The organism is Sedimenticola thiotaurini, assembly GCF_001007875.1.
Lineage (GTDB): Bacteria > Pseudomonadota > Gammaproteobacteria > Chromatiales > Chromatiaceae > Sedimenticola > Sedimenticola thiotaurini.
On sequence record NZ_CP011412.1, the window covers coordinates 1,542,419 to 1,555,692 of the forward strand.

The 13,274-nt window shown below is 55.3% G+C and carries 8 protein-coding genes; all 8 read right to left on the minus strand.

Annotated elements, in window-relative coordinates; all coding sequences use genetic code 11:
- Positions 1–145 precede the first annotated feature (145 nt).
- Positions 146–3,538: a PAS domain S-box protein gene (locus AAY24_RS06980; RefSeq protein WP_046859078.1), complete on the minus strand. Its 3,393-nt coding sequence runs from the start codon at positions 3,536–3,538 to the stop codon at positions 146–148.
- A 95-nt stretch (positions 3,539–3,633) separates the two neighbouring features.
- Positions 3,634–4,260 carry a response regulator gene (locus AAY24_RS06985; RefSeq protein WP_046859079.1) on the minus strand — a complete coding sequence of 209 codons (627 nt, stop codon included), beginning with the start codon at positions 4,258–4,260 and terminating at the stop codon, positions 3,634–3,636.
- Positions 4,257–6,692 carry a GAF domain-containing sensor histidine kinase gene (locus tag AAY24_RS06990; RefSeq protein WP_199930518.1) on the minus strand — a complete coding sequence of 812 codons (2,436 nt, stop codon included), beginning with the start codon at positions 6,690–6,692 and terminating at the stop codon, positions 4,257–4,259. The genes AAY24_RS06985 and AAY24_RS06990 overlap by 4 nt, the downstream gene beginning before the upstream one ends.
- A gap of 454 nt (positions 6,693–7,146) precedes the next feature.
- Positions 7,147–7,368 (minus strand): FeoC-like transcriptional regulator, encoded by a 222-nt coding sequence (locus AAY24_RS06995; protein WP_046859081.1) that lies wholly within the window; start codon positions 7,366–7,368, stop codon positions 7,147–7,149.
- Positions 7,369–7,433: 65 nt separating this feature from the next.
- A complete protein-coding gene (feoB, locus tag AAY24_RS07000) occupies positions 7,434–9,782 on the minus strand; it encodes a Fe(2+) transporter permease subunit FeoB (protein ID WP_046859082.1) in 2,349 nt (782 codons plus the stop codon).
- Entirely contained in the window at positions 9,782–10,018 is a 237-nt protein-coding gene (locus tag AAY24_RS07005; protein ID WP_046861091.1) for a FeoA family protein, read from the minus strand. Before AAY24_RS07005 ends, feoB begins: the two co-directional genes overlap by 1 nt.
- A gap of 129 nt (positions 10,019–10,147) precedes the next feature.
- Positions 10,148–10,399, minus strand: a complete 252-nt coding sequence (locus AAY24_RS07010) for a FeoA family protein (RefSeq protein ID WP_046859083.1) — start codon at positions 10,397–10,399, stop codon at positions 10,148–10,150.
- Between the two features lie 643 nt (positions 10,400–11,042).
- Complete coding sequence (gene katG / locus AAY24_RS07015; protein ID WP_046859084.1) at positions 11,043–13,217, minus strand: catalase/peroxidase HPI; 2,175 nt, start codon at positions 13,215–13,217, stop codon at positions 11,043–11,045.
- Positions 13,218–13,274: the final 57 nt, after the last annotated feature.

The following is a 13,274-nucleotide window of genomic DNA, read 5'->3' on the forward strand; positions in this document are numbered from 1 at the left end:
TGACAGCCACCGGTTTTCCGAAACCTTCACTATATCCATCCATTGAGTAATCATCGACTGTATTCCCGTGATAACTGTTTGATAAAACAGCTGTGCCATTGCTGTGCGCCGTTCCGTGCTGCCGGGGATTCGATGCAGGCAATATTCATGCTGTCAAACTGCCGATGGAGAGGATGTGACGACGAACCTTATCGAACTCCTGTACCAGTCCATTTTTCATGGTGGCGACACCCTTTTTATCGCTTTTGCTGGCCGCTGATTCAATCTGCCCACAAATTTCTGCCAGCCGCATGGCGGCGATGGTCCTGGCCGCACCCTTGAGGCGATGCGCAATGTGAACGATCTCCTGCAGATCACCATCTTCGAGCAGGGAGACAAAATAGTCGGCTTCATCGTCCTTTTCAGCCAGGAAGCTGCGCAATATATCCTTCCCGAAAGCGACATCACCACCAGTGATCGCGTTCAGTCCCTGTTCATCTATCGGGCTCGTCACATCACCATTTCCAACTATCTTCGGCTCTGCCTTTACGCCGGCTTTCCGGTTATCCATGGATGTCAGCCAGAGATCCAGCATCACACCGACCGCTTCCAGCGCAACAGGTTTGATCAGCACATCATCCATACCCGCCGCGGCACACAACTCTCTGGAATCCTTGCCCGCATCAGCGGTATAGCCAACAATCACGATAGGGGCACGCTGCGGTTCACTCCATTCAACATGTCGGATGCTCTTGGCCAGTTCATAGCCATCCATTTCAGGCATGTGGCAATCGGTAATCAGCAGCGCATGGTCGCCGACACGCCACTTTTCGAGCGCCACTTTGCCGTTTTCCGCTTCATCGGCCGTGTAACCGAGCACCGTTAGTTGCCGCTGCAGGACTTTTCGATTGATAGCGTTATCGTCCACGATAAGCAGCTTGCGCTGATCCCTGCGCATCGATAGCTGGGCTCGCAGTTCCGGCAGCCTGGCCTTTACCGACTCACCGGCAGTCACCGGCAGACTATTGGGGTCCGCCAGGGGGAGCGTCAGGGTGAGTACCATTACTGTACCTTCGCCCAGTTCGCTCTGAAGTGTCAGATTACCGCCCAGCAGGTCGGCCAGCCGGCGGGAGATGGCCAGGCCGAGTCCGGTACCACCGAATTCACGTGTCGTGTCAGCTTCCGCCTGCACAAACGGCTGAAATAACTTTGCCTGGGATTCAGCGCTGATACCGATTCCTGTATCGGCCACTTCCAACCTGATTTCCACCTGTTGATCTGTCTGGCTCTGTAAAATCGCCCGTACTTCAACGCCACCGATACGGGTGAACTTGATGGCGTTGCCAAGCAGGTTAAACAAAATCTGTCGTAGTCGTAATGGATCACATAATACCGCTTCCGGTACCTGCTCATCACAGACCTGGCGCAGGTAGAGGCTGTTGGCACTGGCACTGCTGGAGAAGACTTCGACGGCGGATGTCACGATATCCCGCACCGATACCGGCTCCGGATTGATATCCAGCATCCCGGCTTCGATTTTCGACAGGTCCAGCACATCATTGATGATGCCGGTCAACGCCTCGGTTGACTGGCGTGTAATGCGCAGCATCTTACTCTGTTCATCCATGTCCTTGGTGTGTTCAATCAACTCCACCATTCCGGCAATAGCGTTTAACGGGGTACGGATCTCATGGGACATGTTGGCCAGGAAGGCGCTCTTCGCCCGGTTAGCCGAATCGGCAGCTTTCCGTGCCGCTTCCAACTCCCGCTCAGCCTGTTTTCGATCGGTTATGTCCTGAATGGCTCCCCAGACCCGGACAGCACGACCCTGGGTGTCGAAATTACGCTGATAATTGACCACCACGTCACGAACCTGGTCATTGTCCTGACGTCGGATTCGATACTCGATGGTAAATACCTGATCGATTTCAGGTGAGTTGATTGCCTTGACGATCTCCTGACGAATACCATCAGCATCTTCCGGATGACAGAGCTTCTGGAGGTAACGCCGCGCAGCCATCTGATAGCCACCCTCCTTCTCTGCGGTCGTGCCGAATATCCGGTAGAAACGGTCATTCCAGGTAAAGATCTGGGAATCCACATCGAATATCCAGGAGGCCATGTCGGCCGATTCCATCGCCTGTTCGAGCTGGTCACGGCTGATCTGGAGCCGCTCTTCAATCGACTTGCGTTCGGAAATATCCGTACGTATCGCGACATATTGGGTCAAGGTTCCCGCCGTATCCAGGAAAGGCACGATGGTGGTATCCACCCAGTAGTGAGTGCCATCCTTGGCCCGGTTCTTGATCTCCCCTTTCCAGACCCTTCCAGTGGAAATCGTATCCCAAAGTTCACGAATAAATGCCTTGGGATGGAAGCCGGAATTAATGATGCGATGGTCTCTCCCGAGCAGCTCCTCCCGGGCGTATTTGGATATCGCACAGAATTTGTCATTAACGTAGGTTATTCTGCCCCTGGAGTCCGTAATGGCAACGATGGAGTGTTGGTCCATCGCTGTGCGCAGATCACCCAGTTCGGCACTTCGGTTATACAGCAGTGTGTTCTGCTGCTCGACCTGGGTCTGCATCTGATTGATATTCCTGGCCAGCAGCATGGCCAGGTAGATGACAAGAACACTGCTCGTCACACTGGACAATGACATGGCCAGGGCCGAATCGTACAAACCGGCCACATTACCCTGGTGTATCAACAGGTTTATACCAACCAATGAGACCACCAGCGGCAGGGTAAACCTGCGTATGAGCATGCCGCCCACGTGCTTGTTACCGACCACAATTGTCAGTCCATTATCGGGTTTCACCAGAAACATGCCGACACCCATAACAATGAAGAGAATAGAGGTGTGGATAGCCATGGTGGAGAACGCGAAGTAACTGGAGAATGAGTCACCACCAAACAGATAGCTCTTCACACCAATCAGTCCTCCCAGACCGACCAGTACCGACAGAATCTGGGACAGCGAGATCAACTTGACCGAACCGAAACACTGCAGCACCAGAGAGATACTCAACAGCAGAAACAGTGTGGCCGTTGACAACGACATGCGGCCGGGTGCAGTTCCTTCCTGAGGCAAACTGGTGTCGCGGACGAACAGTTGATCGATTGGAAGATTCACTCCAAACAGGTATTCGGCCAGTGTAAGAGAAACAATCACCAGCAACAAAAAGGTCGCCAGGAACTTAACAATTTTGTCGGCAATTCCATGGGATTTCCGAGTCGTGAAGAGCAGTGCAATTCCACCCAAAAAGAAACAGAGCCCGATGTTGAACTTCACGACAGGCAGATGGGCGGTGATGCCGGTCAGTTCAAGCGGGTTTGATAACCAGCCGTACATGAGCAGGCTGCTGAATAGAATACTCAGCAGCCCCGCAGCCTTGTAAGCACTGAAGCGACCAATAAGCGATATAAATCCACCGGTATCCATACGGCTGTTTACTTTGATCTCCGGAGCTGCCTCATCTGCCTGAAGCAGGGTTGACTTGTCAGGACGTGCATCGCCGTGGAGGAGAGAATCGGAGGCTGTTTTTGAATTTCCCATTCCTCAATACTATCCATTACATGGGAATTAATATGTAGGGAGAGTATGACTGACAGGATGGAGCTTGTGGGGAAACCCGGACAACCGGGTTTTATTCAGTCCGGCGGTGTCAACCCATGTTGAATGGCAAACTTGACCAGTGCAGCCACGTCATCGATACCCAGCTTCTTCTTCAACCGGCTGCGGTAGGTCTCTACGGTCTTGGGGGAGAGGTGAATACGCTCTGCGATTTCCACGCTTGACTTACCCTCCACCACCAGTTGAAGCACCTGGCGCTCCCTGGTGGAGAGCCCGGCGAGCAATCCACTTGACTTAATACTGTTACCGACATTACCGATCGCAGGGCTGATATAGCGCCGCCCGGCATTGACGGCCCGTACAGCTTCCACCACCTCCGTACCGGCGGAGGCCTTAAGCACATACCCCGTGGCGCCGGCGGTCAGTGCCTGGTGGACATGCTCCCGGCTGGAATACATCGACAGCACCACCACCCGCACGCCGGGGTACCGGGTCACGATATCTCGTGTTGCATCGAAACCGTTCATTTCCGGCATCGATATGTCCATAATGACCACATCGATCTCTTTATCACACACCATGCGCACCGCATCGCGACCATTACCAACCGAACCGATCACCTGCATACCAGCACCTGCCAGCAGGGTAGCCAACCCCTCCCGCATAACCGTATGATCATCGGCAATCAGTACTTTCAGACTCATGGCGAACACTCTACGTCAATGATTACCTGGGTACCACTTTCAGGTCCGGGTTTAACAGTAACTTTAGCGGCCACCGCTTCTGCCCGCTCCTGCATGGTAAGCAGTCCGTATCCACGCACACCGGTACCTGGTGGGTCAAACCCCACACCGTCATCCATGACAGTGAGGCGGAACAGGTTGTCCGTCAGCATCAGATCGATATTTACCATGCCCGCAGCGGCGTGCTTTGCGACATTGTTCAGCGCTTCATTGACAATTCGATAAATCGCCGTCTTCGTCAGCAGGGAAAGCGGTGGTTCACTGCGACAGCCCCCAACCAACACCGGAATGCCAAGCCGCTGCTCGACCAATCCCGCATAGGTTTCAAGCGCTACTATCAGACCGTAGTCATCCAGTCCCGGCGGGCGCAGTTCCGCCAGGATATCGTGGGTATGTTCTATGGTGTTTCTTACCAGCAACTGGGTATCGGTAAGCCGTTGCCCGATGACCATGGAGGTGTCAGCAGGCAACACGCTGCGGATAATATCCAGATTCAGGTTGATTGCGGAGAGTTCCGAACCAATCCGATCATGCAGCTCCCGGCTGATCTTGCGACGCTCATCCTCCTCCACCTCCGCAAGCCGGCGTGACAACTCCTGTTGTCGTGATAGAGATTGCCGGATGGTTATTTCGGCAATCTTGCGGTCGGTGATGTCCAGTGCTGTTCCCGCAACGGCTACAGTATTGCCCTGTTCATCAAGTATTGGGTCTATAGTAGCCGATACATAACGCACCCCGCAGAGAGATGGGAGCAGGCGAAATTCCAGATGCTGTCGCCCACGTAGTGATCCATTACGGGTAAGCGTATTGATGATGGGCTTCCGGTCAGCCCGATGAATGAGTCGCAGGAATTGTGCAAATGCCGGTACCGGCTGGTTCGGGTCACGGCGGAAGATCCGGTACATCTGTCTCGACCAACTGGCCTGTGGTGCGCCGAATACCAGCTCCCAACTGCCGATATTTCCACGCTCCTGCGCTGCTTCCATATCCGCCTTGGCTTTCACCAGTCTCTCTATGGCGCGTGCCCGCTCGATGGCCACGGCTACAATCTGGGTAACAGTAGTTATCAGACGCTGCTGGCGTGCATCCGGGAATCTCGGTGTCTGGTAATAGATGGCGAAGGTTGCCAACACTTTGCCACTTGTGCCGAAAATGGGTGTGGACCAGCACGCACGCAATCCGTACCTGGAGGCCAATTCCCGGTAATCAGCCCACAAGGGATCGGTCTGAATATCGCTCACCACGACCTGCTCTCCACGCCAGGCGGCCGTTCCGCAGGAGCCGGTCGATGGGCCGATTGAGAGGCCGTCGATGGCAGAAAGGTATTCACCCGGCAGGCGCAGCGAAGCGCCGTGCCTGACCCGGGTACCGTCTTCACTGAGAAATAGAATCGACGTCATCATCTCCGGTTCCAGCTTTTCCACATCCCGTATTATTTCGTTCAGCGTATCGGAGAGTTTGGCACCGAGCGCAACTTGCTCCAGGGCGTGTCGCTGAATCTCAACCAACTGAAATGCGCGCCTGCGTGAGGCACTGAAGCTGTTCAGGCGATAGGCGGCGAACAGGATCAGGCCTGTAAGCATCGATATCAATGCCGTGGTATAGGTGGCCAGTCCGAAAGCCGCGTCATACCATCCGGCCAGTTCACCCTGCCAAAGCAACCAGCCGATCACCATCGGCGCCACAATCGCAACCGGCAACAGCAGCCTGGCCGCCAATCCGCCACTATCTCTGGAATTTACCGCCAAAGCGAGCCCGCGATCCGGCCTTACCGCGAGCGTGCCGATACCCAATAGCAGAGATAACAGTGCAGTGTTGAAGGAGATGGAGGAGAAGGGCACTATACGGTACAGGGATGGCGCATCATACAGATAACCGTTGATGGCAATGAGGGAGATAAACATGACCAAAAGCATCAGGATGTCCGGCGCGTAGCGCGCCCAACTGAACCGCCGGCCGAGTATCACCAGGGAAGTTCCTATAAGCAGAAAATTCAACCCTGTTGCCAGGGACATGCGTCCGGGGTAGGGTTGCCCCTCCCCGCGCATCTTGTCCCTGAACAGCAACAGATCGATCCCGAAGTCCTGGACGAACAGGTATTGGCAGATACTAAGAAGTCCGATCAGCGCAGCAATCAACGCCAGGACGGTGGCAAGCTTTTGTTTGATGATGACTGCTGCAGTCGGTGCCATCCCCGCCCCATCCTGCAGCCAGAGTGATATACCACAGAGCAGAAAGCACAACGCAGTGACCGGTTTCATGGTTGCGTAGCCGGGAAGCACAGTCGTCAACTGCGGGATGCCAAACATCCAACCACCCAGCGCAAGCAGTGCCGTCAGTACTATCAGGACTGCCACCACTTTAGCAAACAGTCCACTGTAATATCTGGTCACTTGACCATCCATAATCAAATCATTCCACTGTCGTGTCGTGACGGAACCGACACCTGGTTCGGATGAACCCGCTAACGGATGGAGCAGGCTTAACTCAACGGCTCACTCGCATATTGCAGTGCACTGACAGATCAGCTCTGTCCGTTGCTGTTCCATATACCACTGACACCGGAAGGTTTTATCGAGCACCTGTCGGCAATGACACAGTGAAAAGTATTACTTGATTATGGATGATATTTCTATTCCCACCAGAGAATCTGCTGTCAACCGACAATCGGCACCCACCATCTGATCTGATGGTCGCTACTGAAATTGCTTCATGCAGTGCCGGTCCCGTGCATTAAAAAAGGACCGGACAAGTGACTGACCGGTTATCGGACTTGACGGCGACAGCCTGCAGCAGGGGTGATTAATGGGAACTCAAGAGGGTTTTAGACCGGGCGCCTGTCCAGACTCACCCAACCCATTCATATATCTCCGTCGTGGCGGGATCACATTTACAACAACCGCCACCACACGGGCTGCCCTGGGGTAATTTCTCGACTTTGCCCTTCGCTACCCATTTGTCCAGCATGCCCCGCAAGGCATCCGGGTCCGCATCAAAGCGGTGGGACAGGTCGATCAGGGCGGCCCGTTGATTGGTTTTCAGGTAGTCCCGCAGTTCGGAAAGAATCATGGATTCCTCCTTTCAATAAAATCGTTAACGGGATTCACCGGCCGCTGCCGGTGAATCCATCTGTTTCAGGCCTGTTCAGGTTGGCTGGTAAATGTAGCCAGCTGATTTCGGCCCCAGTTACGCAGCACCAGCAGTACCACCAGGAATATGGCCAGCATACCGGCTATCCAGGCCAGCGAGATCCCGGGATGGCGACTGAAGATAGCCGCTTGATAAGAGATGGTCGCCGCCATGTAGGCCAGGCCGGTGGTCCAGCCCGCCACGAACAGGGTCCAGCCCATATTGGTCTCCCGGTAGATGGCAGCTATTGCCGCCGTACAGGGGAAGTAAAGCAGGATCAACAGCAGATAGGCGAAGGCCCCCGCTGCACCATCGAAGCGTGCCACCATGGCGCCGAAGGTGCCGGTAGCAACCGCTTGCTCCTCGGCCGCAACCTCAATACTGCTGACATCCCCCACGTCCAGTCCGAGCGGATCACCCCAGGTGCCCATGGCATCGCCCAGGTTGGCCGGAATCGTGGCCAGGGCCTCATTGATTCCGCCCCAGAAATCAAAAGCGGCCTCTTCCTCAACTGCCTCACCGGCGGCCATGGCATCCGACCTGGCCAGTTCACCGTAAAGCGCATCCAGGGTTCCCACTACGGCCTCTTTCGCCAGCACACCGGTAAAGATACCTACCGCTGCGGGCCAGTTCTCCTCCGTCATGCCCATGGGCGAAAAAGCGGGAGCAATGGTACGGCCGATCTCACTCAGTACCGATTTATCACTGTCCTCATTACCGTAGGTGCCATCCGTTCCGATGGCGTTGAGCACATTGAGTACCAGCACCATGGGTACGATGATTTTGCCGGCCCGGAACATGAAGCTCTTGGTCCGGTCCCAGGAACGCAACAACACCCCCTTGAGGGTCGGTACATGATAGGGCGGCAGTTCCATGACAAACGGCGTGGCCCGTCCCTGCAACAGGGTGTTCTTCATGATCAGACCGGTCAGTACCGCGACGGCGATGCCGATCAGATAAAGACCAAACACCACGTTCTGGGCACCGACCGGAAAGAAGGCTGCCGCAAACAGGGCATAGACCGGCAACCGCGCACCACAGGACATAAAGGGCGTCATCACAATGGTCATGATGCGATCACGCTCCTGCTCCATGGTACGGGTCGCCATGATAGCCGGCACATTACAACCGAAACCCACAATCAGCGGTACGAACGCCTTGCCGGGCAGACCAATGGCACGCATGGCCCGGTCCATGACAAAAGCGGCACGCGCCATGTAGCCGGAATCCTCCAGCGCGGAGAGAAACAGGTAAAGGAAGCCAATCACCGGGATGAAGGTGGCCACCACCTGGATACCGCCACCAATACCACCAGCCACCAGCAGGGTCAGCCACTCCGGTGAACCCATACCCGTCATCAGCGTACCCAGGCCATCCACCAGGATAGTGCCGGTAAACAGGTCAAAAAAGTCAATAAACGAACCACCGATGTTAATGGTGAACATAAACATCAGGTACATCGCCAGCAAAAAGATGGGGATGCCCAGCACCCGGTTGAGCACAATGCGGTCAATCTTGTCAGAGGTACTGCGCTTCACCTCGCTACGCTTATCGACGGTCGCCGAGGTAACCTGGTTAACGAATCCATAACGGGCATCAGCCAGGCTGATATCGATATCGTCACCCAGTCTCTGCTCTGTCTCTTTCTGCAGAGTGGCGACTTTTTCCAATTCACTGGCATTCACCAGGCGCCGGGCCAGGGAGTCATCCTCCAACAACCGTACCGCCAACCAGCGCCCATCGACCTTGTGCGCCTGGGCCACTGTTTCGATATCCGGCAGCAGAGAAGAAATCGCCTGTTCAATGGGTTCGGCGTAGCCTATCTGCTGCCCTGGGATCGCTTGTGCAGTGGCTGCCGCCAGGATCTGGTTCTTCAGGGCATCGACGCCCTCCCCTGTTGATGCCACCACAGGAACTACCGGACAACCCAGCCGGGCAGCCAGCGCTTCCACATCAATTTTCAGATCCCGTTCCGCTGCCACATCCATCATGTTCAGCGCCAGCAAAACAGGTACTTTCATTTCCAGCAGCTGGGCAGTGAGATAGAGATTACGTTCCAGGTTGGAGGCGTCCACAATATTGATGGTCAGGTCCGCCCCGCGCTCCGCAACAAAATCACGGGCTATCTGTTCATCGAGGGAGACTTGCTCTTCCGGCACATCCAATGAGTAGGTGCCCGGCAGATCGATCAGTTCAAATTCAGCATTTTTGAATTTGTAATAGCCGGTCTTGCGCTCCACGGTCACACCCGGCCAGTTGCCCACCCGCTGCTTGGCACCGGTCAATGCATTGAACAGGGTTGTCTTACCACAATTGGGATTACCTACGACGGCGATGGTGAATTTCGTACTCATTATGACTGCCTCTCGATCAGGATGGCTTCCGCCTCGGCCTTTCGCAGGCTCAGGCTGAAGCCGCGCACTTTGATCTCCACCGGATCTCCCATCGGGGCGTAACGGGTAACACTGAACTCCACCCCTGGCGTCACCCCCATGGAGAGCAACTTTTTCCTGTAAATCTTGCCGCCTTCACCGAATCCCACTACACGGCCTACGTCCCCGACCGCCATCTCTTTCAAACTCTCAGACATCAGTTTCTCTCCCAAACGGAATAGCCACTCTGCCCCCATCCGAAGGGATCCAGCTACTCAACAAAAGCATTCACACAGACCACCAGGGAAACGCCGGCGATGGCCGATTTCCCCGCTCAGTCCGCGTCGTTATTGCCTTTCCACCACAATTTTCTGAGACATTCCGAATCCCAGAGCCAGACGGGTTTCTCCCCGCAGCACCACGATATTGCCACCGCATCTTTGCGACACCGTCAGTTCACTACCCACATTCAGCCCCAGGGTGGTAAGGCGCATATCCAGCCCCTTACCTCCTCGCAGCCGAAGAATCCGTACCCGTTCACCCTCCTGGGCCTGGGCCAGTGGAAAAACCGGATTGTTGCCTGTTTCAATGGTCTGCATTGACATGCCCCGCTACAAAGATTTCATTTCAGACATTGGCGTTGTCATCCAGAGGTGCTCGAACCGGCAGTTAAACAAACAGTCAATCCTGTTCATCAATAGCCCGGCCGGTTCCGCTAAAAATGCCATCGACCGGGATCCGGCCAACCAATTTACTGAGTGCAGTTGATAATGATTCGCATTTTGATGATTCCACCCACCGATGTCAACAACCTTTTTACAAATAGGGTAAATAAAGTTTCGGCTGCCCCATCACCCGGCGTGTAACACCACAAGTCGGCCCTCCCCGGTCAGGATCAATGAATGTCCGGTTCAACGGATTTGAGCAGGTCGGTGGAGCGGCAAAAAGCGCTTAAACGGAAACTGCGGCGGGTATCGCCGGATCCACGGCCCGGTTAACCTGTGGATTGAAAAGCAGGTTTCAACAAGCCATTGGCCGGGGATAGATGAAAAGCGCGTAAAACAGTGGGCCTTACCTAATCGGCTCCTCTATACCCCCTGGGGGATGAGTTGGCAGCCAGATCGTTCCCTAAAATGTCGGTCGGGCCAGTTGCCGGATTTACTGAATCAAGCTGAGTTCAACAGGAAACGGCGTTTCAGATTGCTCGGAAACGCCGCCCCTGTTCAGTGGATAACCGACAGATCAGTGGAGATCAAAGCGGTCCAGGTTCATCACCTTGGTCCAGGCCTTGACAAAGTCACGGATGAACCGTTCCTGGGCATCCTCCGTCGCGTACACCTCTGCCAGGGCACGTAACTCGGAGTTTGACCCAAAGATCAGATCAACCCGTGTACCAGTCCATTTCAACTCACCACTCTTCCGATCACTGCCCTGAAACAGATCTTCATCCTCGTCACTCGCCTTCCAACTGGTCGACATATCGAGCAGGTTGACAAAGAAGTCATTGGTCAATGTCTCCGGGCGTTCGGTAAAGACCCCGTGGGGCACCTGATTGAAGTTGCTGTTTAGAACCCGCATGCCACCCACCAGCACGGTCATCTCCGGCGCCGTCAGGGTAAGCAGTTGCGCCTTGTCCACCAGCAGCTCTTCAGCGGAGATGGTGTACTTGGCCTTCTGATAGTTACGGAAGCCATCGGCTATCGGTTCAAGCACCGCGAAGGACTCAATATCGGTCTGTTCCTGGGAAGCATCCATACGCCCTGGGGTGAAAGGGACCTCCACCTCATGCCCAGCATTCCGTGCCGCCTGTTCAACAGCCGCACAACCGGCCAGTACAATCAGGTCCGCCATGGAGACCGGTTTATTGAAATCACCCTGGATCGTTTCCAGAACGTTCAACACTTTCTCCAGTTGATCCGGCTGATTGACTTCCCAATCTTTCTGTGGCGCCAGACGAATCCGCCCGCCGTTTGCCCCACCCCGCATATCGGAACCGCGGAAAGTGGAAGCCGATGCCCAGGCCGTGGATACCAATTCACCAATTGACAGCCCCGAATCGAGAACGGCTCTTTTAAGGCTGGCGATGTCGGCATCATCAATCAACTCGTGATTCACGGCCGGGATGGGATCCTGCCAGATCAGCTCTTCTGCAGGTACTTCCGGACCAAGATAGCGGGAGCGAGGCCCCATATCCCGATGGGTCAGCTTGAACCAGGCCCGGGCGAACGCCTCGGCAAATTCATCCGGGTTCTCATGAAAACGGCGCGATATTTTCTCGTAGTCCGGATCGAAGCGCAGCGCCAGATCCGTCGTCAGCATAGCGGGTACCGTGCGTTTGGTCGGGTCGTGGGCATCCGGTACCGAGTTGGCGCCGGCCCCATGCTTGGGTATCCACTGATGCGCACCGGCCGGACTCTTGGTCAGCTCCCAGTCGTAACCGAACAGATTCCAGAAGAAGTTGTTACTCCACTTGGTGGGAGTAGTGGTCCAGGTCACTTCCAGTCCACTGGAGATGGTGTCTCCGCCCTTGCCTGACCCATGACTGCTACGCCAGCCAAGGCCCTGTTCTTCGATACCCGCCGCTTCCGGCTCGGGACCGACCAGCGCCGCATCGCCGGCACCATGGGTTTTACCGAAGGTGTGCCCGCCGGCTATCAGTGCAACCGTCTCTTCATCATCCATGGCCATGCGGGCAAAGGTCTCCCGAATATCCTTTGCCGCCGCCAGCGGGTCCGGGTTGCCATTTGGGCCCTCCGGATTGACGTAGATCAGCCCCATCTGCACGGCTGCCAGCGGATTTTCCAGCTCCTCGTGCTCACCGGTATAACGTTGATCGGCCAGCCACTCCTTCTCTGCGCCCCAGTAGATATCCTTTTCCGGCTCCCAGATATCTTCCCGGCCACCCGCGAATCCAAAGGTCTTAAACCCCATCGACTCCAGCGCCACGTTTCCGGTCAGGATGATCAGGTCAGCCCAGGAGATTTTCTCGCCATATTTCTGTTTGATCGGCCAGATCAATCTGCGTGCCTTATCCAGGTTGACATTGTCAGGCCAGCTGTTGACCGGCGCGAAGCGCTGATTACCGGTGCCCGCACCGCCGCGGCCATCACTGGTACGGTAGGTACCTGCGCTGTGCCAAGCCATACGTATAAAAAACGGCCCATAGTGACCGAAATCGGCCGGCCACCACTCCTGGGATTGGGTCATCAATTCACGCAGGTCACTCTTCACGGCGTCAAGATCCAGGGTCTTGAACGCTTCGGCGTAATTGAACTCCGCCCCCATCGGATTGGATTCGGATGAATGTTGGCGGAGAATATCCAGCCGTAGCTGGTTAGGCCACCACTCATTGTTGGAAGTACCACCACCCGCTGCATGATGGAACGGGCATTTACTTTCACTCTCTCGGGCCTGCATAACTAAACGCTCCTATGCTATTGAATACCCCCTCTCCCGGAGGTCTTGGGACTGACT